The organism is Erythrobacter sp. SN021, from assembly GCF_021864455.1.
In genome coordinates this window covers 385,544-409,581 of sequence record NZ_JAKKUW010000001.1, presented here as the reverse complement: position 1 = coordinate 409,581, position 24,038 = coordinate 385,544, and the positions used below count along the sequence as shown (strand labels likewise).

The following is a 24,038-nucleotide window of genomic DNA, read 5'->3' as shown; positions in this document are numbered from 1 at the left end:
CCCAACCGGAGAGATCGGGAGGAGTTTATGACCGACAGCTACATCGATCCGAGCCCGGCCAATTTCCAGGCATTCAAGGACCTGCCGCGCGACGAGCCGATCCACATGCTCAACCTGCTGCTCTACCGCGACCTCGCGGAATATCCGGAGGGGCATGAGCATCACGGCAATGGCTGGAGCGGACGCCGCGCCTATGAGGAATACGGCAAGACCAGCGGCCCGATCTTCCGCCGCGTGGGCGGCGAGATCGTCTGGCGCGGGGCGTTCCAGACAGTGGTGACCGGCCCCGACGCAATGCGCTGGCACGATGGTTTCGTGGCGCAATATCCCAATGCGGGCGCCTTCTTCGAGATGATCAAGGATGCCGATTACCAGCAGGCGGTCGTCAACCGCACGGCGGCGCTGGCGGATAGCCGTCTTGTGCGGTTCGAGCCGGGAGCAGCGGGCGAGGGGTTCTAGCGTCGATCCTCAAAGTGGAGGTCTGCCAGATTTTCCCTAGCTCTTTCGCCCGCGTTGTCGAACATCTCACTGTCATCGAAGGCCAGGTAAACCGCCCACCAAGGCTCCGGATTATCGAGCGGACCCCCGCCTAGTTCGAAATCGACCATGCCGGTGAAAAGCACCGTGTTGGCGATCCAGTCGCCGAAGTCCCAGTCGTATTCGGACCCCAGATAGCCTTTTGCCAATCTGATCGCGATCGCATCCAAGACTCCGCGCGGAGAGTTGTCGGTCTGGCGGGCCCACCACGAGACTGTTTCTTCGCCCGCGTCCCCATACCATCCACAACGACCTTTTCCGCCTTCGTAGAGAGTCCGCAGGTCATTGAGAATGGCTGACGTGTCCATGCTATTTCAATAGCTTGATCGCGTTTCATAGCAACCGCAACTGCCCGCCCACTGCGGGCGGCCTGAACTGCGTGCAATCCAGTTCGAACTTCGCCTTGCCGAGCCCCGCGCGCTTGCAGGCTACGCGGAACCGCGTGCGGAACAGGTCGGCCCAGACACCGCTCGGTTTCATGCGGGTGTGGAAATCGGGATCGTTGTCCTTCCCGCCGCGGATCGAGCGGACGATGCCCATCACCTTGTCGCCGCGTTCGGGGAAGTGGACCGATAGCCATTCGCGGAACAGCGGGGCGACCTCGTGCGGCAGGCGCAGCGGGATCCAGCCCACGCTACCCACGCCGATGGCCGCGACGCGCTGGACGATCTGCTCCATGAACTCGTCGGTGATCGCCGGGATGATGGGCGAGACCGAGCAATGGGTGGGCACACCCGCATCGACCAGTTTCTGCAAGGCCCGTAGCCGTTTGGCGGGTGCCGCAGCGCGCGGTTCGAGCTTGCCCGACAGCTTCGGATCCAGCGTTGTCACCGATATCGCCACCGCGACCAGCCGCCTTTCCGCCATCTCTGCTAGCAGATCGAGATCGGCCAGAACGCGGTCGGATTTGGTCGTGATCGTCACCGGGTGGCGCGCATCGAGGCACACATCCAGCACGCTGCGGGTTATGCGATACCGCGCCTCGATCGGCTGGTAGGGATCGGTATTGGTCCCCATCGAAATCGGTTTGGGGCGGTATTGGGGTTTGGCCAGCGTGGCGCGCAGCAAATCCGCCGCATTGGGCTTGGCGAACAGCCTGGTTTCGAAGTCGAGCCCGGGCGAGAGATCGTGATGGGCATGCGTGGGCCGCGCGAAGCAATAGACGCAGCCATGCTCGCAGCCGCGATAGGCGTTGACCGACCGGTCGAAGGGTACGTCGGGCGACTGGTTGAAGCTGAGGATCGTCTTCGGGTGTTCCTCGGTCACGGTGGTGCGCAGCTTTACCGGCGGCCCCCCTTCGAGACCGGTAAGTTGCTCCATATAGTCGCGCCAGTCCCCATCCTCCTCGCGCGTGGCGAGGCCGAAGCGCGTCGGCACCTCGGTGCCCTGCGCGCCGCGTCCGGATATTGCAGGAGCGAGTCGGCGATCCATGTTCTGGAACATACATGGAACAAAGTGACTCCTCCATAGTCATTGCGAGCGAAGCGAAGCAATCCATCATCGACCCCTGCCGCTGGATGCGCCGTGGGGAGATGGATTGCCGCGTCGCCTTCGGCTCCTCGCAATGACTGTTTGGGGGGGCGGTTACCGCTCGCGCAATCTCGGCATCAGCTCGACGAAGTTACAGGGGCGATAGCGGCTGTCGAGCTGATGGATCAGGATCTTGTCCCACCCATCCTTCACCGCGCCATTCGAGCCGGGCAGGGCGAAGATATAGGTTCCGCGCGCCACCACCGCGCAGGCGCGGGACTGGATCGTACTCGTCCCGATGGTTTCGTAGCTGAGCCAGCGAAACAGCTCTCCGAAACCGGGAACGTCCTTGCTCTTCACCCGGTCGAGCGCTTCGGGCGTCACATCGCGTCCGGTCAAACCAGTCCCGCCGGTGCAGATAACGCAGTCGATGCTCTCGTCTTCAATCCACCGATGCAGATGCGCGTCGATCTCATTGACATCGTCGTGGCTGATTTCGCGAACCACCAGTTCATGGCCGGCTGCCGCGATACGCTGGGCGAGTATGTCGCCAGACGTGTCCTCGGCAAGCGTACGCGTGTCGGACACAGTCAGCAGCGCAATGCGGACCGGCTTGAAGGCAAGACTTTCGTCGACGGCCATTAGCGTGTCCTTCCTACCGTACCCGGGGGAACATCGGCCAATCGTTCTCGGCCAGATCGATCCGGCTGGGGGCCATGGCATTGGCTTGCCGCAGATACATCCAGTAATTGCGCATGACGATGGCAACATAGCCGCGCGTTTCCCAATAGGGGATGCTCTCCATGTATAGCAGCGGATCGTCCTGATCGCGAATTTCGCTTTCCCATCGCATGACCGGGCTTGGCCCCGCATTGTAGGCAGCCATGATCTTGGGAAGTTTGCCCTGCGTGTAATTGGCGCTGCCGAGAGATTCGAGCGTACGCTGGCCGAACGCCAAGTTGACGGCCGGATCCTTGAGATCGACATCGGCGCTCATATTGATGGAAGCGGCATATTCGCGCCTTGTGATCGGCATGATCTGCATCAACCCGATCGCGCCCGCCGGGCTGACCACTCGCTCGCGAAAATTCGATTCCTGCAGGGCATGCGCGAAAGCGAGTGCCGGATCGACCCGCCACCCTCCGATCGGTGTGCGGAAGGTGACCGGATAGCGCAGGCTCGGGTGGGAGGCCTCTCCGCGCGGAGCGTTGTAGGCCATGAAGTTCTGCGCGCCCGTCAGCCCCAATGCGCGGGCGAGCCGGGCAAGCGCGCCGAAATCGTCGGGATTGCCGGTTCGTACCAACCACAGAATATCGGCTTCGGCTTCTTCGCGCCGCCCGATTTCCGCCAGCATCACTGCCTGGCGCGCGGCCTCCTTGCCCTGAAGCTCGCGCCAGTCGGCTTCGGTCAGGTCCGGCTCGGCGTGGGTCTGGGGGAGTTCGCTGCCCAATTGCTCATGGGCAAGCATGCCATATAGCGTTTCGGGGAAGCGCGCCGCGCCGCGCAGTTGTTCGTCGGCCTGTTCGGGAAAGCGGCAGCGGATCAGGGCGCGGCTTGCCCAGTAATGCGCGGCGGCGCCGAGTTCGGGATTGGCCGCACCGGCAGCCGAACGCTGGAAGGCCTCCGCCGCGCGGTCGCAATCGCCCAGCCGCCAGGCGGCAAGTCCCGCCGCCCAGTCGCCTTCCGCCACCCATGCACCGCTGCCGCCATCGCGCACCGTGTCGGCGAGCGCCCAGGCCTGTGCATCCTGGTTTTCGATGTAATAGCTCCACGCCACGCGATAGCGCCACTCGGCGCGCGCTTCGCGCGAAAGCGTGGCATCGACCCCGTCGAGCAATATGCGGGCTCCGTCGGGATCGTCATTGGTGATCCGTTCGAGAATGGCCGATTTCACCTCGCCGGGCATCGACCCGTCTTCGACCGAGCGCGGGCGTATACGCTTGGTCATGCCCGGCTGGCGGACCAGGTCGCGCGCACCTGGCAGAGAAGGAGAATCGACGAGTCCGCGTGTTTCACCGAGCCGGACGATCGCTTCCGCTTCGCGCAGGCGCGAATAGCGTGCGAGCCAGCTTTCGATGCGTGACAATTCGATCCGCGGGCTTTCGGGATGAAGATAGTAGCTGGCGAGCGCCGCGCCGTGCAACGGGCCGTCATCGCGGTTGGCGAGCATCACTTCCACGCGGCTCCAGTTGCGACTGTCGATCGCTTCGAAGAGCGAGCCGTAATAGGCGCGATCCTCGGCCGACAGGAGCTGAGGTAGGGCGGAGGCGTGCGAGCGCGTGAAATAATCCACGCTGTTGCCTTGGGCTGCAAGCGGTGCGGCAACCGGCAAGGTAGCTGCAGCTATCGCGGCAGTGGCGAGCGTTCGAAGAGTCATCGGGTCCAGTCCAGCCATCGATTCCAGAAATGTTCGCGCCGCGCGGCCGAGCGGGCGAGGTTACGCAGATCGGGGGCGGCGAGCAGCGCGAAGGACCTGTCGCCGCATTCGAGTGAAAGCGGATCGCGTGCAGCTTCTGGCGGAATGTCGAACAGCGCCAGTTGTGCGCGCCCGAAGAGCACCACTCGCTGCGGCGCGGCGAGCGAGATATGCGTTCTCGTGACCTCGCCGAGGCCGGTTGTCGCCAGTTCCCGCCAATCGGGCATCGCCATCGAGGCGGGCAGCGCGCTGGCGAAATAGGCTTCATGTTCCGCGATGCCCATCGCCGCAAGCATGGCTCCGGCAAACCCGCCCGCGTCGCCGGTCAGCAGGCCTTGTGCATCGTCGTCGAAGGGTTGCGGCAAAAGCAGCATCAGTTTCGCGCCCGCAACGCCGCGCGGCGGTACGCGGCGGTCGAGCGCTCCGGAAGCGAGCGAAGGTTCGCTCATCCACCACTCGCGAAATTTTTCGAGGCTCGCAGGCAAACTTGCGCGATCAATACCGCCACCTGCGTCTTTGGAAGGATCGAGTGCGCGCTGAAGCGGTGTCTTGCGCTGGATAGGGGGCGGGGCAGGCGGTGGCGGGGCCGCTACGGCATTCTCGGGCTTGGGCTCGGCCAGCCAGCCGCCGGCTTCGTCTGTGAAATCGGCATCGACCCCTGCTTCGCGCCACCATGCGAACGCCGCCTCAAGGCTTTCGAGCGCTGTGAAATCGCGCGTTTGCGGGGGGTCGGCGTGCATCATTCCTCGGGTCCGGGTCTTGACCTCTATAGCGCCACCAATCAAGGCATTCGCAACAGTTACGCGACGAAAAGAGAGAGACATGAGCGAACGCGAATCAATGCCTTGCGATGTCGTCATCATTGGCGGGGGCGTGGCCGGCCTGGCAGCGGCCATCCGGCTGAAGCAAATCAACGAGGATCTCGAGGTCGTCGTGCTCGAAAAGGGCAGCGAAATCGGCGCGCATATTCTCTCGGGCGCGGTGGTCGATCCCAAGGCGCTGAACGAGTTGCTGCCCGACTGGCGCACCATGGACTGCCCGATGGCGGAAACCCCGGTGACCGAAAACCACCACTGGATACTGACCGAGGCCGGGCATTCGGATTTCCCCGAATTCCTTTTGCCCCCCTTCATGAGCAATGACGGCAACTATACCGGCTCGCTGGGAAATCTCGCGCGCTGGCTGGGCGAACAGGCCGAAGGGCTGGGCGTGATGGTCTTCCCGGGCTTTCCCGCCGCCGAAGTGCTGTTCAACGATGCGGGCGCCGTGACCGGTGTCGTAACGCAGGACATGGGCATCGCCGAGGACGGATCGCACAAGGGCGATTACCAGCCGGGCATGGAAATCCACGCGAAATACACCCTCTTCGCCGAGGGCGCGCGCGGCAATCTGACCAAGAAGATGAAGGCGAAATACGACCTCGAGGCCGATTGCCAGCCGCAGGTCTATGGCCTTGGCATCAAGGAATTGTGGGACATCGAGCCCGCCAAGCACGAGCCGGGCCGTGTGATCCACACGCAGGGCTGGCCGCTGAGCGAAAGCGGCACCTGGGGCGGCGGCTTTCTTTATCACCAGGCGAACGGGCAGGTCGCATTGGGTTTCGTGACCGCGCTCGATTACGCCAACCCTTATGTCTCGCCCTATCAGGAATTCCAGCGCTGGAAGCACCACCCGGCGATCGCCGCGATTCTCGAAGGCGGCAAGCGCGTGGCATATGGCGCGCGCGTCATCAACGAAGGCGGCTGGCAGTCCGTGCCCAAGCTCGCCTTCCCGGGTGGCGCGCTCATCGGCTGCGCTGCGGGCTTCGTTAACGTACCGCGCATCAAGGGCAGCCACACCGCGATGAAAAGCGGGATGCTGGCGGCCGAAAGCCTGGCCGCTGCGATCGCTGCGGGCCACGAGCATACCGAGCTGATGGATTACGACGCCGCGGTGCGCGACAGCTGGATCGCGGACGAGCTCAAGAAGGTGAAGAATGCGCAGCCCGCCGTCGCCAAATGGGGCGAGGATCTGGGCACCGTACTCGCGGGTATCGACATGTGGATGCGCACGCTGAAGATCGGCCTGCCGATCACCATGAAGCACCATCGCGATCATGAGACGTTGCAACGCGCCGATCTGCACCAGCCGATCGCCTATCCCAAGCCCGACGGGAAGCTCAGCTTCGACAAGCTCACCAATGTCAGCTTCAGCTATACCAACCATGCCGAAGACCAGCCGGTCCACCTTAAAGTGCAGGATATGGAGCTGCAAAAGGCAAGCGAGCTGGGCGTCTTTGCCGGGCCATCGAACCGCTATTGCCCGGCCGGCGTCTACGAATGGCTGACCGACGAGGACACCGGCGAGCCGAAGTTCCAGATCAACTCGCAGAACTGCGTCCACTGCAAGACCTGCGACATCAAGGACCCGAACCAGAACATCGAATGGACCACGCCCGAAGGCGGCGGCGGGCCGAATTATCCGAATATGTAAGATCGCGGCGTCGCTTCGACCGTCATTGCGAGGAGCGAAGCGACGCGGCAATCCAGTGAAGACGCCTTTCGCCCTGGATTGCTTCGCTTCGCTCGCAATGACGAGGGGATGGAGTGACGATCTCCGAAACCGCCTACGCCAAAATCAACCTTGCGCTGCATGTCCGCAGGCGGCGCGAGGATGGCTATCACGAGCTTGAGACGCTGTTCGCTTTCGTCGATGCGGGCGATGTGCTGACAGCGGAAAGCGCCGCGCAGGACCGCGTGCAGGTTCTTGGCGAATTCGCTGGCGGGCTTGACGATCCGTTCGACAATCTCGTCGCCAGGGCGCTGGGCAAGCTGCCGCGCGCCGATGGCCTCGCGGTCACGCTGGAAAAGAACCTCCCCGTCGCGGCGGGGCTGGGCGGGGGATCGGCCGATGCCGGCGCGGTGTTCCGCATCGTCAAGGATCGCTACGGCCTGCCCGGCGACTGGCTCGAGCGGGCCACTGCGCTCGGCGCGGATGTCCCCGCCTGCGTCGAAAGCCGCACCTGCATCGGGCGCGGGACGGGGACGGAACTCGAGCCCGCCGACGACAGCCTTGCGGGCACCCCCGTCCTTCTCGTCAATCCGCGCGTTCCTCTCTCCACCGGGCCGGTGTTCAGACAGTGGGACGGCGAAGATCGCGGCGCCCTGCCAAAAGGAGATGCCCGCACGATCGCGCTCGAAGGGCGCAACGATCTCGAGGCGCCCGCCCTTTCGCTCTGCCCCCAGATTGCGGGCGTTCTGGAAGCGCTGCGCGGAACTTCGCCCTTTCTCGCCCGTATGTCCGGTTCGGGCGCGACCTGTTTCGCGCTCTACGACAGTGCGTCCGCTCGCGACGTGGCTGCCCAGCAAATCGAAGAGCGCCACCCGGGCTGGTGGCGGATGAAAGGGTTCCTGCGATGATGATCGACAACCTTCCCTATCGCCAGGTCGGCACCGAAGACCTGCGTCCGGGAGGGCTGCTGTGTATAGTGGACCACGCTTCGAACTTCGTGCCCGAGGGTATCGAACTCGGCATCGACAGCAGGCTGATGGACCAGCATATCGCCCTCGATATCGGCGTGGAGGGCATCGCCGAGCGACTGGCCCGGCGCCACAATATACCCGCCCATATCGCCTGCGTCAGCCGGTTGGTGTGCGATTTTCACCGGCGCGAGGACGAGCCCGCCGTGGTCCCGACCGAGAGCGATGGAAAGCTGATCCCCGGCAATATCGGCGCCGATGTCGAGGCCCGTCTCGAACGCTATCACAGGCCCTATCACGATGCGCTGGCCAAGCTGATTGCCGAGGCCAAGCCCAAGATGCTGGTGGCGTTGCACAGCTTCACACCCAGCCTCGATACCAGCGACGAGGAGCGTCCGTGGGAAGTCGCCCTGCTGTATAATCGCGACGATACCGCCGCACGCCATGCGATCCGGCTGTTCGGCGAGCAGGGGCTGACGGTCGGCGACAACCAGCCTTATTCGGGCAAGCAATTGAACGCGACGATGGACCGGCATGCGGAGGCCCACGGCATTCCTTACTGCACCGTCGAAATCCGGCAGGACCAGATCGAGACCGAGGCGGGCCAGTCGCGCTGGGCCGTGATGCTTGCCGATGTCATGGGGCGCGTCGCGCTCGAGGTGTAAAGCCAGGCTTGGCCCGGCTGGCAGCAAACTTCCGTTAGCTTGCGGCTGTCTCTCTGCTAGACTTCTGCCGAAGTTAAGAGAGACCTGCCATGCCTGCCTATCGTTCCCGCACCACCACCCATGGCCGCAACATGGCCGGCGCGCGCGGATTGTGGCGCGCGACCGGGATGAAAGACGGCGATTTCGGCAAGCCGATCATCGCCGTGGTCAACAGCTTCACCCAGTTCGTGCCGGGACATGTCCATCTCAAGGACCTCGGCCAGCTCGTCGCGCGCGAGATCGAGGCGGCGGGCGGCGTGGCGAAGGAATTCAACACCATCGCGGTCGATGACGGGATCGCCATGGGCCATGACGGGATGCTCTATTCGCTCCCCAGCCGCGACCTGATCGCCGACAGCGTCGAATATATGGTCAACGCTCACTGCGCCGATGCGATGGTGTGCATTTCCAATTGCGACAAGATCACGCCGGGCATGCTGATGGCGGCGATGCGGCTGAACGTGCCTGCCGTGTTCGTTTCGGGCGGACCGATGGAAGCGGGCAAGGTCGTGGTGAAGGGCAAGGAAGTCGCGCTCGACCTCGTCGATGCCATGGTCGCCGCTGCAGACGAGAGTTACACCGACGAGGAAGTCACCGCGATCGAGCAGAACGCCTGCCCGACCTGCGGATCGTGCAGCGGCATGTTCACCGCCAATTCGATGAACTGCCTGACCGAGGCGCTGGGCCTGTCTCTGCCGGGGAATGGCTCGACGCTGGCCACCCATGCCGATCGCAAGAGCCTCTTCGAACGGGCAGGGCGCCTCGTGGTGACGCTGGCCAAACGCTATTACGAGGAGGACGACACCAGCGTTCTGCCGCGCTCCATCGCCAGTTTCGAGGCGTTCGAGAATGCGATGAGCCTCGACATCGCCATGGGCGGCTCGACCAACACCGTGCTGCACCTGCTGGCCGCCGCGCATGAGGCGGGGGTGGATTTCACCATGCAGGATATCGACCGGCTTTCGCGCAAGGTTCCGTGCCTCAGCAAGGTCGCCCCGGCCAAGAGCGACGTCCACATGGAAGATGTCCACCGCGCCGGCGGGATCATGTCGATCCTCGGCGAGCTGGAAAAGGCGGGCCTGCTCCACACCGCGCTGCCAACGGTACACAGCCCGACCATGGGCGACGCGCTCGACGATTGGGACATCGGGCGTACACGGAACAGCAAGGTACGCGAATTCTACTCCGCAGCGCCGGGCGGGGTGCCGACGCAGACCGCCTTCAGCCAGTCTGCCCGCTGGGACAGCCTCGACCTCGACCGCGAGAACGGGGTGATCCGCAGCGCCGAACACGCGTTCAGCCAGGATGGCGGGCTCGCCGTGCTCTACGGCAATATCGCGCGCGACGGCTGCATCGTGAAGACGGCAGGTGTGGACGAGAGTATCCTGACCTTCTCCGGTCCCGCCAGGGTCTATGAGAGCCAGGACGATGCGGTGACCGCAATCCTCGCCGGCCAGGTGGTCGAGGGCGATGTCGTGGTGATCCGTTACGAAGGTCCGCGCGGCGGCCCCGGCATGCAGGAAATGCTCTATCCGACCAGCTATCTCAAATCGAAGGGGCTCGGCGCGGCATGCGCATTGCTCACCGACGGGCGCTTTTCGGGCGGCACCTCGGGCCTGTCGATCGGTCACGTCTCGCCCGAGGCGGCGCAGGGCGGCGCGATCGCCTTGGTCGAGGAAGGCGACAGGATCGACATTTCGATTCCCGAGCGCACGATCCATCTTGCCGTCTCGGATGACGTGCTCGCCGAAAGGCGCGCGGCGCAGGAGGCGAAGGGTTTTGCCCCGGCGTCCCCGCGTGAACGCCGCGTCTCGCCCGCGCTCGAAGCCTATGCGGCGATGACCACCTCCGCCGCGCGGGGCGCCATCCGCGACGTATCGCAAGTCAGACGCCGCTGAGGCTTGCCCCCGCGCGCCGCGCGTGGCAGCGCCGTGGGATGGTGATTGCGCAACGTTTCCTCCTGACGCCTCTTCTGGCCCTGTCTGTCCTGGCCGCATGCGAGGGCGCGCCCGATATCGCATCCGAGGGCGGCACGCCTGTCCGCTGTGCGCTGCGGGGCGCGAGCGATTTTGCCGGCGAGTGCCGTCTGGTCGAAATCGGCCACGGTGGCGAAACCTATTTCGTCATGCGGCACCCCGACGGCGGTTTCCGCAAGCTCGCCCCTGCCGATACGCCTGCGGGTCTCGTTGAGTTCGACGGGTCTCAGGAAGCCGAAAGCGTGCGCGAAGGCTCCACGGTCACGCTGACCATCGGCACCGATCGCTATCGCTGGGAAACGCTCGGCGATGAGTGATCCCGTTCTCACCGTCGACCAGATGCGCGCTGCCGAACAGGCGGCCATGGCCGCCGGAACCAGCGAATGGGAACTGATGCGGCGAGCGGGCGAGGGCGCGGCGCAATGGGTCATGCGCGTGGCAGCGGGCAGGTCGGTAACGGTGCTCTGCGGACCGGGTAACAACGGCGGCGATGGTTATGTGATTGCGCATGCTCTCCGCCGGAAGGGGTATGACGTTCAGGTCGTTGCACCGGTGGAACCGAAAAGCGAGACTGCGCTGCATGCTCGGGCGCAGTTTTCGGGCGAAGTTGCGAGCGACAATTGGCTGCGGAACCCGGTCATTGTCGACTGCCTGTTCGGCTACGGCCTCGATCGCGAGGTAGGTGGGGCATTTGCCAAACTGCTTGAAACTCTATCCACAAGCAATTGCTATAAAATAGCAATCGACGTGCCGAGCGCGGTGCATAGCGACAGCGGCGAGGTGTTGGGACCGTTTGTGCAATACGATTTGACGCTGGCCCTCGGCGCGTGGAAACGGGCGCATTTCCTGATGCCCGCCATGGGATCGATGGGGGCCAGGCGGCTTGTCCGGATCGGCCTCGAACTCGCGGATATGCCTGCATGTTTATCCGCGCGGCCGCATTTCTCCGCCCCCGACCCCGACGCTCACAAATACCGCCGCGGACTGCTCGCCATCGTTGCGGGCGCCATGCCCGGTGCGCCGCTACTGGCGGCGGAGGGGGCAATGCGCGCCGGGGCGGGCTACGTCAAACTGCTCAGCGAGCATTCGCATCCTGATGCGCCCGCCGAACTGGTTATAGAGCAGGGCCGCTTCGCCGAACGGATCGCCGACGACCGGATTTCCGCTTTCCTCGTCGGTCCGGGCCTTGGCCGCGACGATTCCGCGCGCGATCGGCTCGAGCGCGTACTGGCGCGAAAGGTGCCGACCGTCCTCGATGCCGATGCGCTGCATCTGATCGACCAGACGATGCTCGACCGCGCCGACCCGGCAAAACTGTGCGTCACTCCGCACGAAGGCGAGCTCGCCCAGCTATGCGCAACCTTCGGCATCGGCGCCGAGCAGAAGCTCGAGCGCACGCGCGCATTGCACGAGGCCACGGGCCTGACCGTGCTGGCCAAGGGACCGGACACCGTTCTGCAAAGTGACGTCATGACATCGTTTTTCCCCCTCGGTTCGAGCTGGTTATCGACCGCCGGTACGGGCGACGTACTCGCCGGGATCGCCGCCTCGCGCCTCGCAACCCATGGCGACCCGGCCCGTGCTTGCGATGAGGCCGTATGGCTGCATCATGAAGCCGCGCGGTTGGCATCGCCCGCATTTTCGGCCGGCGATCTCGCCCGTGCGGTCAAACCGGCCATGGCGGCATTCCTGTGAGCGAAACCGAGATCATTCAGCGAATTGCGGCGCGCGGCGATGGCGTCACGCCTTCCGGCCGGCATGTTGCGCGCGGCGTGCCCGGCGATGCGGTTGGCGCGGATGGCACGCTGACGCCGGGACCGCATCATGTCATCCCGCCGTGCCGACACGTTCCCGCATGCGGCGGCTGCCAGCTCCAGCACGCCGATGAGACGGCACTGCGCCAATTCGTGACCGATCGTGTCGTCCACGCGGCGGAAGCGCAGGATATTGCCGTGGGCGAGGTGCTGCCCACGCATCTCTCGCCGCCGAACTCGCGCCGCCGTGCGACGCTGCATGCTCTGCGAACCGTGAAAGGCGCGGTGCTGGGCTTTCACGAAGGCGGCTCGCACCGCATCGTCGATATGCGCGAATGCCATATCCTCGTGCCAGAGTTGTTTGCTTTGGTGGAGCCTCTGCGCAAGCTGGTCGCCACGCATGGCGAACGGCAGGCTGTCGATATCGAGTTGACGCTGGCCGATCAGGGCGTCGACTGTATCGTCAAGGGCATATCGGCGGAGGGGCTTGCGGCGACCGAGGCGATGCTCGATTTCGCGCGCGATCATGCGCTCGCGCGGTTATCGCTCGATCGCGGCTACGGACCCGAAACGGTGTGGGAGCCCGACCCCCTGACGGTCAGCTTGAGCGGCGTCGCGGTTCCCTTCCCGCATGGCAGCTTCCTCCAGCCAACGCATGATGGCGAAAGCGTCCTTGTCGAGGATGCGGTGGACTACTTGCAAGGTGCGTCGACCGTGGCCGACCTGTTTTCGGGCCTCGGGACCTTCGCCTTCGCACTGGCCGGGCCGCGCAAGGTGCTCGCGGTCGAGGCGGCGCGCGACGCGCATCTCGCCTGCAAGGCCGCGGCCAATGCCCGGCAGGCGCCCGTTCTGACGCTTCACCGCGATCTGTTCCGCAACCCGCTGCAGGCCGAAGAAGCAAGCCGGTTCGGCGCCATTCTGCTCGACCCGCCGCGTGCGGGAGCGCGCGAGCAGATCGCGCAGATTGCCGGAAGCACGGCGACACGCGTCGCTTATGTGAGCTGCAATCCCGCAAGTTGGGCACGCGATGCGAAGGTGCTGGTCGATGCTGGATTTCGGCTTCGGAAACTGCGCCCGGTGGGTCAGTTCCGTTGGTCCACGCATGTCGAACTGACGAGCTATTTCACTCGCTGAGAGCGTAGCGTAGCGAGGATCTGCTGGCGGAGCCATAGCTGCGCCTCTGCGCTGGAATAGGCATGATCGGCGCCCGGGCAGCGCGCCATGCGGGCGTCGTTGGCGTCCCAGCGCTCGGTAAAGACCTGCGCGGTACGATCCGCCTCGGCAAGCAGGATGGCCGACCGACCGTCGAAGCTTTCCAGGCCCTGCCGCATCTCTTGGGCGAGCGAGGAAGGGGTGCTCTGCGTCCGACCGGCCTTCAGCAATCCCCGCGCAAGCTTCTTGAGATCGACTTGCCCTGAGATAAGCCGGATAAGCTCCCGTGGGTTCTTGAGTTTTTCCAAATAGCGGGACCGAATGGCAGAGGGCGGCGGGCTGTCATCCTCGCCATCCTCGATGGTCCAGGGATTGCTCAGGATCAGCGCATCGCAGCCCGCCCCACCGGCCAGCATAAGGGCGGAAGAAGCATCGCAATTGCCGAAACCGACCACCCGTTGGACCTGCGGTGCGATGGCGCGGAATGCGAGCAATGCGGCCGCGATATCGCTGCGCGATTTCCGAAATCCGCGGTTTTCGCCCTCGCTGTCGCCGATTCCGCGGCGATCGAAGCGGAACACGGGGAAACCAGCCGCCGCGATTTGCGCTGCGAGATGCGCCTGCCCGTTGAAGGCTCCGGCGCGGATTTCATTGCCTCCGCTGACCACCAGCAGGCCGGTGGTGCCGGGTGCATTGTCGAGCGTCGCCCCGCAGCGTGCGCCCTGGCATTCGAAAGTCAGATGCAACCGCGCCATCAGTCGGCCGGTCCGCCAAGGATGATCCCCGCCAGAGTATCGGCCTGGGCAGGGTCGTGATCGTTTTCCGCGCGCAGCCACAGCGGTTTGCCGCCGACTTCGCCCTGTTCGATGGTGACCGCGTCGGCAGGCGGTGCAAATTCACCTTCGTCCAGCTCGCGGATCAAGGCGGCGCCGAGGTCCCATCCGGCGAGAGTGAGGCCCTCTTGCCGACCGCTGGCCAGCAGATCTTCGGAGCTTTCGCTGACACCGGCTTCGCGCGCCGCGAGGCTGCGTGCCCGCAGCATCCCGCGCAAAACCTGCCTGGGCTTGACCGGGGCGTAGATCCAGCCCGGCAAGGTATCGGGCAACAGCCATCCGCCCGAACGCACGGCGAAGACGTGCGTCACCGCGAAATGCGCCGCGGCCGCGACGGTGGCGGCCCGCCAGCCGGCGATGGACTGGCCCGCGAGCGGCGCGGTGCTTTCGTTGCAGCCCGGCAGGTCGGGCAGAAAGCAGTCGACGCCGTTTGCATCGAACCGTCGCATGATTTCAGTTACTTGATGGCGGAACTTGTTGGCTTCATCGAATAGTGGCGGGATCATCAGCAGGCGCCGGGGGCGATCCTTGTCGAAGCGAAGCGCCATTTCCTCGCCCGTGCTGCCATCCGGCAGCGGGCAAGGCCATGTAACGTACATTGTCGAGGTCAGCCTTCGACGACCTTGGCTTCGGTGAAGGCGAGCAGACCGCCGTAGCTTTCGAGCATTTCCCCGTCGACGTCCTCGTCCTCGATGACGATATCGAGGCGGTCCTCGATCTCGGTCAGCAGCCCGGCAACCGCCATGGAATCGAGTTCGGGCAAATGGCCGAAAAGCCCGGTCTCGCCATCGAAGCCATCGACCTGCGCCTGGTCGAGGCCCAGCACATCGCGCAGGATCGCGCGCAGCGTCTGGTCGATTTCGCTGCGGCTCGGCCCGGTCTTCGCGGCACTGGCAGTATCGGCGGTCATTGCTCGAACTTCCCCTATTCCTTGAGGCGACGCCTTTAGCTGGGCCTATTGTGCGGTGCAAGGTGGCGGATCAGCGCCCGGCCTATGGCGGGCCAAGCGCCGAGCTGGCGCCAGTCGAGGCATGTCAGACGATAACGCGGTCGGTTCAGTTCCATCCAGTCGCGCTTGTAAGGATCGGAGCCGGTCCCGAAGTCGACCAGTTCGACCCGGTCGGTATCGATCACGCGCTCGAACAGGGCCGCGCTCAGCGTCGTACCTGCCGAAAGCGGTTTGGCTGCCTCGATATGGGCCAGTTTATGAATATAGGCCGCTCCATCTTCGACCGTCCAGAACTGCGCCGCGACCGGACGCCCTTCGGCGCGTGCGATACCCAGCCGGATACGCCCCGCTTCCCCTTCGGTGCGCGCGAAGGCTTCGAGAATGTCGGCGCGTTCTTCATCGGGCTTCCAGCTTTCCGCATAGACGGCCCGATAATCGGCCCAGGCGGCTTCGTCGAAGCGGTCGAGGATCTCGACGTCGACCTTCTTCGCCTTGCGCTTGAGGGTAGTGCGCATTTTGCCGGGGCGCATCGCCCAGTATTCGGCGAAACTGCGCCCTTCGACCTGGAGGACATGGTTTTCATCGCATTGCTGGCGGAAGACCAGCCAGCCAGCCTTGCGGAAGGCGGTTTCCAGTCGCGAGGCGCTGCCATCTTCTTCGGGGACGGGCGCCAGATCGAGGAGATACGCCCGGCGGCGCAAATCCCTCGCGATCGCCCGAAGCAGAAGGTCGGAGCTGCCGAGAGGCCGCCAGGTGAAAGAGAACCAGTTGGTCAGGCTGGACAGGCCTGACGGCCCGACCTGCAATGGCAGGATTAGCCGTTCGCCAGCACGTTGCGCCTGAACGAAAAGCGGGTCTTCGAGCAGAGCAAACCAATCCAGCCTGTCGAAAGGCCCCTTGCCGGGCAGATCGAGCCCTTGCAGTTTGGTAACCGTCTCGTGATAGCTGACCGCAATGTCCAACGGATTTCCTTCGCCGAGGAGCGTTAATGCCTGATCCCACGCCCTATCCGCTCGATCAACTGATCGAGCGCGGGAGTGCACAGGCGCCTGCATTGGCGCTGCGCGACCGCACACTTACCTATGAGGAGTTGAGGAATGGTGTCGCCAGGCTGGCGGGATGGCTGGCGAGGAAGTTTGACAAGGGAGACAGGGTCGCCAGTTGGGCCGCCAAGGGCGAACTGACCTGCCTGCTTCCACTCGCCGCGGCGCGGGCCGGGCTGGTTCATGTTCCGATCAACCCCCTGCTCAAACGCGCGCAGGTGGCTCATATCCTGAGCGATAGCGGTGCAGCGCTCCTGATAGGGACCAAGGCGCGCCTGGGCTCGCTGGAGGACGAGGATGTACCGCCGGGCTGCGTGACCATTGACGAGGCGGAGACTTCCAGTCTGGCCGAAACCGAAAATACGATAGTTCCGCCCTCCAGCCACGACCCGGAAGAGCTCGCCGCGATCCTCTATACCAGCGGCTCGACCGGCAAGCCCAAGGGCGTGATGCTGAGCCACGCGAATATGGGGCTGGGTGCGGTCAGCGTGGCGCATTATCTCGGCATGGAAAGCGACGATGTCACCCTGGCCGTGCTGCCGCTGAGCTTCGACTACGGCCAGAACCAGTTGCTTTCGACCTGGTATGCGGGTGGCTGCGTGGTACCGCTCGACTATCTCTTCCCGCGCGATGTCGCCAAGGCTTGCGCCAGGCATGGCGTGACCACGCTCGCCGCAGTACCGCCGCTCTGGGCGCAGCTCACCGATCTGGACTGGCCTGCGGAAGCGGTGTCCTCGATGCGTCGGCTGACCAATTCGGGCGGCGCGCTCACGTTGGAACTCGTGCGTGATATGCAGTCCATCTTCCCGAAAACACGCATTTTTCCGATGTATGGTCTGACCGAGGCATTCCGGTCCACCTATCTCGATCCGGCGCTGGTAGACACGCATCCGACATCGATGGGCCGGGCCATTCCCTTCGCCGAGATCCTTGTGATCGCCGATGACGGATCGCTTGCCGAACCCGGCCAGGAAGGAGAGCTGGTGCATTGCGGGCCGCTGGTCGCGCATGGCTATTGGCAGGATGGGAAACGCACGCGCGAGCGGTTCAAAGCCGCGCCCGATATGTCCGAATATGGCGGAACCGCCGTTTGGTCGGGCGATCGTGTGATGCGCGATGCGGATGGCCTGCTCTACTTCGTCGGCAGACGCGATGCGATGATCAAGAGTTCGGGCAATCGCATCAGTCCGCAAGAGATCGAGAGCGCGGCGCTGGGCACCGGACTGGTCGCGGAAGCGGTCGCGCTCGGCGTGGAGGACGAGCGGCTCGGCCATGCCATCCACCTCGTGGTGCGTCCGGCGCGAGATGCCGCCGAACCCGAAACGGCACTGCCCAGGGCCTTGCAGAAGGAGCTTCCTAATTTCATGCAACCGCATGTGATCCACTGGCGCGATGCGTTGCCGCTCAACCCCAATGGCAAGATCGATCGCACCGCAATTGCGGCGGAGATCGGCGCATGAAGCCTCTCGGTCCCATTCCCCCCGGTTTCAAGGCGATCGACGGAGAGCTGGCCATTGGCGATACGCCTGTGAGCGACCTTGTAGGGCGGGCCGGGCGCACGCCGCTTTTCGTCTACTCACGCGAGCGGGTCGCACGGCGTTTCGCCGAATTGCGCGCCGCAATGCCGGATCGCTTGAAGATAAATTATGCAATTAAAGCCAATAGTTTTGCGCCGCTTCTTGAGTATGTTTCCAGTCTCGCAGACGGTCTCGATATCGCCTCGGGGGGAGAGCTGGAGATGGTACGGGCCACCGGTTTCGATCTGTCGCGGGTGAGTTTCGCCGGACCTGGCAAGCGCGACGAAGAACTCGAAGCCGCTGTCGCTGCCGGTGTCACACTCAATCTCGAAAGCGAGAACGAAGCCGAGCGCGCGCTCGCGATTGCAGAGCGGCTTGGTGAAACCCCGCGGTTCGCCGTTCGCGTCAATCCCGATTTCGAACTCAAGGGCTCGGGCATGAAGATGGGCGGGGGGGCCAAGCCTTTCGGGGTCGATGCGGAGCGTGTTCCGGCCCTTATCCAATCCATCATTGCCGCCGGTTGCGATTTTCGCGGGCTGCATATTTTCACCGGCAGTCAGGCGCTCTCTGTCGATGCAGTCATCGATATGCAGGCGAAGGTGCTCGATTGCGCCGACCGCCTGGCGCGCGAGGCGGGTGTTATCCTGCCCAAGCTCAATATGGGTGGCGGCTTCGGCATTCCCTATTTTCCGGGCGACGAGCCGCTCGATATCGGAGCGGTGGGCGCTGCGCTCGAGGATCGCTTCGAGACCTTGCCGGAAACCCTTTCGCAAGCTGAACTTTTCATCGAACTCGGCCGTTATCTCGTTGGCGAAGCAGGAGTTTACCTGACACGCATCGTCGACCGCAAGGATAGCTACGGCGAGACCTATCTGGTTACCGATGGCGGCCTGCATCACCAGCTCGCCGCGTCGGGGAATTTCGGAACCGTGGTGCGGCGCAACTATCCCGTTGCCATCGCCAGCCGCTTCGAAGCCGAGCCAGACGAGATCGTGAATGTGGTCGGTTGCCTGTGCACGCCGCTCGACCGGCTCGCCGACAAGGCGCATCTGCCCCGCGCGCAGGCAGGAGACATCGTCGCGGTGTTCTGCGCCGGCGCATATGGCGCGAGTGCCTCGCCGAGTGCCTTTTTGGGACAGGGTCCGGCAATCGAAATGCTTGTTTGAACCGGATGTGGCAAGGCCTGCCAAATCCAAGATTTCCGCGGGTTGGCGCGGTATGACTAACGGTATATTCACCTTTTCCGGGCAATAGTCGTTCCAAACCTCGGGAATATCGGGCGCATTCCGCGTGCCGAACACCCCCGACAATGCCAGGGAAACGATCGATGCGCTTCACTCGAACTGCCATGCTTCTCGCCGGAGGCGCTGCTTCTACGCTCGTGCTTGGCGGCTGTGCGAGCGGGAGCGGTACGGAGCTCCCCCCGGCGACCTTCGTGGCGATGCAGGAAGGTCCGGGCGAGGAATATGTCATCGGCCCGCTCGACGAATTGACGATCCATGTCTGGCGCAACCCCGAACTGGGCGCGGAAAAGATTCAGGTCCGGCCCGATGGCCGGATTACGATCCCGCTCGTCAAGGATATGCCTGCCGTCGGCAAAACGCCTTCGATGCTCGAAGAGGATATTCGCCTCCAGCTCAGCCAGTATATCGAGGATCCGCTGGTTTCGGTCATCGTCAACGAGTTTGCCGGCACGTTCAGCCAGCAGGTCCGTATCGTGGGCGCGACGGCCCAGCCTGCATCGTTGCCATATCGTGCGAACATGACAGTCCTCGACGCGATGATCGCGGTCGGCGGTCTCTCGGAATTCGCCGCGGGCAACCGCGCCAAGCTCATCCGGTTCGACAAGCAGCTCGGCCGCCAGCGGGAATACGCGCTGCGCCTGACCGACCTGCTGAAACGCGGTGACAGCAAGGCAAATGTGCTTCTCCAGCCGGGCGATGTTATCATCATCCCGGAAAGCACGTTTTAACGGGATCGCGGGGGCATGCAGGAAGTCTTGGACGAGATTCGCAGCGCGCTGCATACGGTGTGGAACCGCCGCTGGGTTGCGCTTGCCGTGGCCTGGGCCATTTGCATTCTCGGCTGGCTCGCAGTCGCTTTCATTCCCAACAGCTATGAAAGCCGCGCGAGGATCTATGTCGAGCTGGAGGATATCTTGTCCGAACAGCTCGATATTTCGGGCGATGGCAAACAAGCGATCACCAAGGTGCGGCAGACGCTGATCAGCGCTGTCAATCTCGAACGCGTGGTGCGCGATACCAAGCTGGGCGACAAGGTGGCGACCGACGCCGAAATGCAAAGCGCCGTGCAGAACCTGACCGAGACTATCGTAGTGGAAAGCGAGCAGGACAATCTGTTCGAGATTACCGCGACGATCGGCAAATCCAGTTTGAGCGATGCCGAAAACGCGGCTCTTGCGCGTGACGTCGTTCAGAGCCTGATCGATATCTTCCGCGAATCCAACATCGCCGGCAATCGTGGCGATGTGGCGGATACCATCGCCTTCCTCGACGAGCAGTTGGACGAGCGCAAACGCGAACTCGAGGCCGCCGAGCAGCGCCGCCTTGCCTTCGAAGCGCAGTACCCCGACCTGATCGGCGGCAGCGGAACCGTGACCGGTCGACTGCAAGGCATGCGGACGGAAATGCGCGGCATCGATGCCGATATCGCCGCGGCGCAGAGCGCGCTGGCGGCGATCAACGGCCAGATCGCGAGCACGCCGCGTTCGATCATGACCGCCAATAGTGGCGGCGCACGCGGTGGCCTGATGCAGGCGCAATCGCAGCTGGCGGCCATGCGCGCCCGCGGGCTTACCGACAGCCATCCCGACGTTCAGGCGATCCAGCGTCAGATTTCCGCGCTGCGGGATCAGGCGGCGAGCGAGCCGGCCGGTACCGGAGGATCGCCTAATCCGGCCTATACCTCGCTGCAATCGATCCGGGCGGAGCGGCAGGCCAATGTCCAGGCGCTACAGGCTCGCAAGGCCGCGCTTCAGTCCGACATTTCCGCCCTTATCGCAGCCCAGGCCGATGAGCCGGCCGTGGCGGCGGAAGCCAATCGTATCAGCCGCGATTACGAGGTGCTGAAAGACAAATATGACGAGCTGCTGAAAAATCGCGAGGAAATGCGCTTGCGTGGCCAGGTGGAGACCGAGCGCAGCGCGTTCCAGTTCGAGGTGATCGACCCGCCGACCGCACCGCGCAATCCAGCGGCACCCAACCGGCCGTTGCTGCTGCTGGGGGTCTTGATCGTCGGGCTCGGTGCCGGTGCGGGAGTGGCGTTCGTGATGGGCCAGCTCAATTCGAGCTTCACCACGGCGGACAAGCTCGAGCGCACGCTCGACCTGCCGGTCATCGGAACGATCTCGAGATCCATGACGCGGGCCACGCGCCAGCACGAAAAATTGCGTTTGAAGCAGTTTCTCGCGGGAGTCGGGGGGCTGGCGGGGATTTGTTTTCTGTTGCTGGTCGTCGAAATCGTCCAGGTCGGATCGGTGGCCTGAGGGGGAACGTGCCAGTGAACAAGCCCAGCAATATCGTTCCGTCCGATAAAGACGACAAGAAGGCCAAGCGTGGGTCGCTCCTCGAGCGCGCAAGCGGTCTGTTCGGATTGGACAAGCTGTCGCCGGCATCGGTTCCGGACAAGCTCGAGGGCGAAAAGGCGAAGAAGTTCGCGCCGAAGCGGCGATCCGCCGATTCGGCTGCCTCTCGCGAAACGCCGCGACGCCGCGCATCGGACTGGATCGGCGAGGCCGCATCCGCGGCGCCATCGGCCGACACGGCCCCTGCGGAGCCACCCGAGCCGAAAACGCCGGATGTCACCTTTTCCGGGCCGAAGCGCGAGATCGTTCGGTCGCTGCTGCGCGAACAGGGGCTGATCGATCCGGATGGCGGGTCTTCGACTCTGCTCGAGGAATTCCGCATTGTGAAGCGGCAGGTTCTCGCATCCATAAAGACCGAAGGCACGCCACTGGCACGCCGTGTACTCGTCTGTTCGCCCCACCCTAACGAAGGCAAGACCTTCTGCTCGCTCAATCTCGCCATCGCTTTGGCCGGCGAGCGCGATCTGGAAGTGCTTTTGGTGGATGCCGATTTCGGCAAGCCGTCGATCATGAACAAGCTCGGGCTTAGCGCGGGCAAGGGTTTGATGGACGTGATTGCCGATCCCGCCAGCCGGATCGAGGATTTCGTGGTCGGAACGGATATTCCGGGCCTGTGGGTTCTTCCGGCCGGTCAGCGCACGGGCCGGGACAGCGAGTATCTCGCCAGCGAGCGGACTTGGACCGTCCTTAACAGCCTGACGCGCGGCGCTCGCAACCGGATCGTCGTATTCGACAGCCCGCCGGCTCTGGCGGCGACACCAGCCGCGGAGCTGGCCAAGCACGTCGGACAGGCTCTGCTGGTCGCACGGGCCGACATGACCGGCAGAGCGGCGCTGGACGATGCGATCGATCTCCTATCAGCCTGCCCGGACATCAAGCTGTTGCTCAACGACGTGACTTTCAGCCCCAGTGGGCGGAAGTTCGGCAGCTATTACGGATATGGGGAGTAAGCCCGTGGCCCGGCCTGCACAGTTCCATCATCTGGCTGCAACCGTCCTGGTAGCAGCGCTGTTCCATGCCATGCCCTCGCACGCGCAATCCTATCGGGGAGCGGACAGCGGTGAGAGCGAGGCCGGAGATACCTCCTTCGCCAGTGAGCGGACGAGCATCGATCCCTATATCGAGGCGAATTCGATCGCGAGCTGGCAGATCTCGCCCGGCAGCGACGTCGTCACCTATACTCAGCTTGCCGCCGGTGTCGACGCCGCGATCGTCGGGCGCAACAATGGCGGCAGCATCTCGCTGCGCTACGAGCGCAACTTCGCGCACCAGTCGGACGGTGCGGATTCGGATACTCTGACCGGTATCGCGCGGGGGTATGCCTCCATCGTGCCGCGCGTCCTGACTGTCGAGGCCGGGGGGCTGGCCAGCAGCACCCGTGTCGATTCCCAGGGGCGCTCGGTCATCAATCCCACGGTGGATGACGATTTCTCGACGCAGACCTATTCGGTCTATGCGGGTCCCAATCTGCAAACCCGGGCGGGCGATGTCGATGTCAGCGCAAATTATCGCATCGGCTATACCCGCGTGGACGGCCCCGATTTCGTCACTGCTGGGGGAACCCAGGCGGATCTGTTCGATGAAAGCGTGACGCACAGCGCGACGGTGCGAGCGGGTACGCGGCCCGGGCAACCCCTTCCTGTCGGGATTGGTGTCGGCGCCGGGTACTACCAGGAGGACGTTTCCAACCTCGACCAGCGCGTGCGCGATGCCTATGTCCGCGGCGATGTGACTGTCCCGATCAGCCCGACTCTGGCGGTCGTTGCGGGGGCCGGGGTCGAGGATGTCGAAGTATCGAGCCGCGATGCCGTGCGCGACGCGGCAGGCGACCCGGTCATCGGCTCCGACGGTCGTTTCATCACCGACGAATCGAGCCCGCGTATCATCGCCTATGAGGCAAGCGGGTTGATCTGGGATGTCGGCGTGGTCTGGACCCCCAGCCGCCGCACCCGGCTCGAGGCGCATTTCGGCCATCGCTACGATAGCGAAACTTTCTACGGCAATTTCAGCTGGCGACCGAGCAGCCGCAGCAATCTGCAAATCGGCGTTTACGATGGCATTCAGGGCTTCGGCGGACGTCTCAACAACGCGCTGGCGCAGCTACCAACCGATTTCACCGTCACACGCGACCCCGTGACCGGGGAGATCACCGGCTGCGTGACCACGCTCGACGGTAGCGGCTGTCTCGATGGTCTGCTCGGATCGGTGCGATCGTCCGTGTTTCGCGGACGCGGCGTCACCGCCAGCTATTCCCGGCGGATCGGCCGGATGACCGCCGGTATCGGAGCGGGCTACGACCGTCGCAAATTCATCGGGGCGCCGGGCACGGTGCTGGCCCTTGCCGACGGTATCGTCGATGAAAGCTACTATGTCACCGCCGGTCTTTCCGGGCCGGTGGGCCAACGGGGTTCCTTCTCGATCAACACCTTCGCCAACTGGTTCGACAGCGGGACGGCGGGAGTGGGCGACGTCCGGTCGATCGGCAGTTCGGCGAGCTACACCGAACAGGTCATGCGCAATCTCTCGGCCCGCGCCGCCGTGGCGATCTCGACGCTCGACAGCGATATCGCTCCCGACAATTTCACGACAGCATCGGCCCTGCTCGGCCTGCGCTACGATTTCTGA

Annotated in this window: 23 protein-coding genes; 14 read left to right on the top strand and 9 right to left on the bottom strand. The window is 64.1% G+C overall.

Annotated features, from left to right (window positions below; translation table 11 throughout):
* Positions 1-27: 27 nt before the first annotated feature.
* Complete coding sequence (locus tag L5849_RS01955; RefSeq protein ID WP_236924118.1) at positions 28-459, top strand: DUF1330 domain-containing protein; 432 nt, start codon at positions 28-30, stop codon at positions 457-459.
* Here L5849_RS01955 and L5849_RS01950 read toward each other — a convergent pair.
* The 5 genes from L5849_RS01950 to L5849_RS01930 all read right to left on the bottom strand — a co-directional run bounded on the left by L5849_RS01950 (position 456) and on the right by L5849_RS01930 (position 5,163).
* On the bottom strand, positions 456-845 hold the full coding sequence (locus L5849_RS01950) for a hypothetical protein (protein ID WP_236924117.1): 390 nt from the start codon (positions 843-845) through the stop codon (positions 456-458). The genes L5849_RS01955 and L5849_RS01950 overlap by 4 nt on opposite strands.
* A gap of 25 nt (positions 846-870) precedes the next feature.
* Positions 871-1,968 (bottom strand): PA0069 family radical SAM protein, encoded by a 1,098-nt coding sequence (locus L5849_RS01945; protein WP_236924116.1) that lies wholly within the window; start codon positions 1,966-1,968, stop codon positions 871-873.
* A 153-nt stretch (positions 1,969-2,121) separates the two neighbouring features.
* Positions 2,122-2,649, bottom strand: a complete 528-nt coding sequence (gene moaB, locus L5849_RS01940; protein WP_115416887.1) for a molybdenum cofactor biosynthesis protein B — start codon at positions 2,647-2,649, stop codon at positions 2,122-2,124.
* Positions 2,650-2,662: 13 nt separating this feature from the next.
* Positions 2,663-4,384 (bottom strand): lytic transglycosylase domain-containing protein, encoded by a 1,722-nt coding sequence (locus L5849_RS01935; RefSeq protein ID WP_236924115.1) that lies wholly within the window; start codon positions 4,382-4,384, stop codon positions 2,663-2,665.
* Positions 4,381-5,163: a hypothetical protein gene (locus L5849_RS01930; RefSeq protein ID WP_236924114.1), complete on the bottom strand. Its 783-nt coding sequence runs from the start codon at positions 5,161-5,163 to the stop codon at positions 4,381-4,383. The genes L5849_RS01935 and L5849_RS01930 overlap by 4 nt, the downstream gene beginning before the upstream one ends.
* 82 nt (positions 5,164-5,245) lie before the next feature.
* Between L5849_RS01930 and L5849_RS01925 the strand changes: the two genes are divergently transcribed.
* The 7 genes from L5849_RS01925 (at position 5,246) to L5849_RS01895 (ending at position 13,449) form a co-directional block, all read left to right on the top strand.
* Positions 5,246-6,895, top strand: coding sequence for an electron transfer flavoprotein-ubiquinone oxidoreductase (locus L5849_RS01925; protein ID WP_236924111.1), 1,650 nt, complete (start codon positions 5,246-5,248; stop codon positions 6,893-6,895).
* 113 nt (positions 6,896-7,008) lie between these two features.
* Positions 7,009-7,821: a 4-(cytidine 5'-diphospho)-2-C-methyl-D-erythritol kinase gene (locus L5849_RS01920; protein WP_236924110.1), complete on the top strand. Its 813-nt coding sequence runs from the start codon at positions 7,009-7,011 to the stop codon at positions 7,819-7,821.
* On the top strand, positions 7,821-8,546 hold the full coding sequence (locus L5849_RS01915; protein WP_236924606.1) for an N-formylglutamate amidohydrolase: 726 nt from the start codon (positions 7,821-7,823) through the stop codon (positions 8,544-8,546). The genes L5849_RS01920 and L5849_RS01915 overlap by 1 nt, the downstream gene beginning before the upstream one ends.
* Positions 8,547-8,635: 89 nt before the next feature.
* On the top strand, positions 8,636-10,483 hold the full coding sequence (gene ilvD, locus L5849_RS01910; protein ID WP_236924109.1) for a dihydroxy-acid dehydratase: 1,848 nt from the start codon (positions 8,636-8,638) through the stop codon (positions 10,481-10,483).
* 38 nt (positions 10,484-10,521) lie between these two features.
* Positions 10,522-10,878, top strand: a complete 357-nt coding sequence (locus L5849_RS01905) for a hypothetical protein (protein WP_236924108.1) — start codon at positions 10,522-10,524, stop codon at positions 10,876-10,878.
* The gene (locus tag L5849_RS01900; protein ID WP_236924107.1) at positions 10,871-12,256 is read left to right on the top strand and encodes an NAD(P)H-hydrate dehydratase; all 1,386 of its coding nucleotides are present in this window, start codon (positions 10,871-10,873) and stop codon (positions 12,254-12,256) included. Before L5849_RS01905 ends, L5849_RS01900 begins: the two co-directional genes overlap by 8 nt.
* Entirely contained in the window at positions 12,253-13,449 is a 1,197-nt protein-coding gene (locus L5849_RS01895; protein ID WP_236924106.1) for a class I SAM-dependent RNA methyltransferase, read from the top strand. Before L5849_RS01900 ends, L5849_RS01895 begins: the two co-directional genes overlap by 4 nt.
* On the opposite strand, the gene L5849_RS01890 is transcribed toward L5849_RS01895, so the two are convergent.
* The 4 genes from L5849_RS01890 to L5849_RS01875 are packed head-to-tail and all read right to left on the bottom strand — an operon-like array spanning position 13,434 to position 16,211.
* Positions 13,434-14,222 carry a hydrolase 1, exosortase A system-associated gene (locus tag L5849_RS01890; RefSeq protein WP_236924105.1) on the bottom strand — a complete coding sequence of 263 codons (789 nt, stop codon included), beginning with the start codon at positions 14,220-14,222 and terminating at the stop codon, positions 13,434-13,436. The genes L5849_RS01895 and L5849_RS01890 overlap by 16 nt on opposite strands.
* Positions 14,222-14,899 (bottom strand): hypothetical protein, encoded by a 678-nt coding sequence (locus L5849_RS01885; RefSeq protein WP_236924104.1) that lies wholly within the window; start codon positions 14,897-14,899, stop codon positions 14,222-14,224. The genes L5849_RS01890 and L5849_RS01885 overlap by 1 nt, the downstream gene beginning before the upstream one ends.
* A gap of 8 nt (positions 14,900-14,907) precedes the next feature.
* On the bottom strand, positions 14,908-15,210 hold the full coding sequence (locus tag L5849_RS01880) for an acyl carrier protein (protein WP_115416878.1): 303 nt from the start codon (positions 15,208-15,210) through the stop codon (positions 14,908-14,910).
* Between the two features lie 35 nt (positions 15,211-15,245).
* Entirely contained in the window at positions 15,246-16,211 is a 966-nt protein-coding gene (locus L5849_RS01875) for a GNAT family N-acetyltransferase (RefSeq protein ID WP_236924103.1), read from the bottom strand.
* 26 nt (positions 16,212-16,237) lie between these two features.
* Between L5849_RS01875 and L5849_RS01870 the strand changes: the two genes are divergently transcribed.
* From L5849_RS01870 to L5849_RS01845, 6 genes are all read left to right on the top strand, one after another.
* Positions 16,238-17,752: an acyl-CoA ligase (AMP-forming), exosortase A system-associated gene (locus L5849_RS01870; protein ID WP_236924102.1), complete on the top strand. Its 1,515-nt coding sequence runs from the start codon at positions 16,238-16,240 to the stop codon at positions 17,750-17,752.
* Positions 17,749-18,975 (top strand): pyridoxal-dependent decarboxylase, exosortase A system-associated, encoded by a 1,227-nt coding sequence (locus L5849_RS01865; protein ID WP_236924101.1) that lies wholly within the window; start codon positions 17,749-17,751, stop codon positions 18,973-18,975. The genes L5849_RS01870 and L5849_RS01865 overlap by 4 nt, the downstream gene beginning before the upstream one ends.
* A 161-nt stretch (positions 18,976-19,136) precedes the next feature.
* Positions 19,137-19,781: an XrtA/PEP-CTERM system exopolysaccharide export protein gene (locus L5849_RS01860; protein ID WP_236924099.1), complete on the top strand. Its 645-nt coding sequence runs from the start codon at positions 19,137-19,139 to the stop codon at positions 19,779-19,781.
* 15 nt (positions 19,782-19,796) lie between these two features.
* Positions 19,797-21,314 (top strand): XrtA system polysaccharide chain length determinant, encoded by a 1,518-nt coding sequence (locus L5849_RS01855; protein WP_236924098.1) that lies wholly within the window; start codon positions 19,797-19,799, stop codon positions 21,312-21,314.
* A 14-nt stretch (positions 21,315-21,328) separates the two neighbouring features.
* Positions 21,329-22,363: a capsular biosynthesis protein gene (locus L5849_RS01850; RefSeq protein ID WP_236924097.1), complete on the top strand. Its 1,035-nt coding sequence runs from the start codon at positions 21,329-21,331 to the stop codon at positions 22,361-22,363.
* Positions 22,364-22,367: 4 nt separating this feature from the next.
* Positions 22,368-24,038: a preprotein translocase subunit YajC gene (locus tag L5849_RS01845; RefSeq protein WP_236924096.1), complete on the top strand. Its 1,671-nt coding sequence runs from the start codon at positions 22,368-22,370 to the stop codon at positions 24,036-24,038.

Coding starts and splice junctions, on each gene's coding strand:
- L5849_RS01955 (WP_236924118.1), top strand. CDS start 28: ATGACCGACAGCTACATCGATCCGAGCCCGGCCAATTTCCAGGCATTC.
- L5849_RS01950 (WP_236924117.1), bottom strand. CDS start 845: ATGGACACGTCAGCCATTCTCAATGACCTGCGGACTCTCTACGAAGGC.
- L5849_RS01945 (WP_236924116.1), bottom strand. CDS start 1,968: ATGGATCGCCGACTCGCTCCTGCAATATCCGGACGCGGCGCGCAGGGC.
- moaB (WP_115416887.1), bottom strand. CDS start 2,649: ATGGCCGTCGACGAAAGTCTTGCCTTCAAGCCGGTCCGCATTGCGCTG.
- L5849_RS01935 (WP_236924115.1), bottom strand. CDS start 4,384: ATGACTCTTCGAACGCTCGCCACTGCCGCGATAGCTGCAGCTACCTTG.
- L5849_RS01930 (WP_236924114.1), bottom strand. CDS start 5,163: ATGCACGCCGACCCCCCGCAAACGCGCGATTTCACAGCGCTCGAAAGC.
- L5849_RS01925 (WP_236924111.1), top strand. CDS start 5,246: ATGAGCGAACGCGAATCAATGCCTTGCGATGTCGTCATCATTGGCGGG.
- L5849_RS01915 (WP_236924606.1), top strand. CDS start 7,821: ATGATCGACAACCTTCCCTATCGCCAGGTCGGCACCGAAGACCTGCGT.
- ilvD (WP_236924109.1), top strand. CDS start 8,636: ATGCCTGCCTATCGTTCCCGCACCACCACCCATGGCCGCAACATGGCC.
- L5849_RS01905 (WP_236924108.1), top strand. CDS start 10,522: ATGGTGATTGCGCAACGTTTCCTCCTGACGCCTCTTCTGGCCCTGTCT.
- L5849_RS01900 (WP_236924107.1), top strand. CDS start 10,871: ATGAGTGATCCCGTTCTCACCGTCGACCAGATGCGCGCTGCCGAACAG.
- L5849_RS01890 (WP_236924105.1), bottom strand. CDS start 14,222: ATGGCGCGGTTGCATCTGACTTTCGAATGCCAGGGCGCACGCTGCGGG.
- L5849_RS01885 (WP_236924104.1), bottom strand. CDS start 14,899: ATGTACGTTACATGGCCTTGCCCGCTGCCGGATGGCAGCACGGGCGAG.
- L5849_RS01880 (WP_115416878.1), bottom strand. CDS start 15,210: ATGACCGCCGATACTGCCAGTGCCGCGAAGACCGGGCCGAGCCGCAGC.
- L5849_RS01870 (WP_236924102.1), top strand. CDS start 16,238: ATGCCTGATCCCACGCCCTATCCGCTCGATCAACTGATCGAGCGCGGG.
- L5849_RS01865 (WP_236924101.1), top strand. CDS start 17,749: ATGAAGCCTCTCGGTCCCATTCCCCCCGGTTTCAAGGCGATCGACGGA.
- L5849_RS01860 (WP_236924099.1), top strand. CDS start 19,137: ATGCGCTTCACTCGAACTGCCATGCTTCTCGCCGGAGGCGCTGCTTCT.
- L5849_RS01855 (WP_236924098.1), top strand. CDS start 19,797: ATGCAGGAAGTCTTGGACGAGATTCGCAGCGCGCTGCATACGGTGTGG.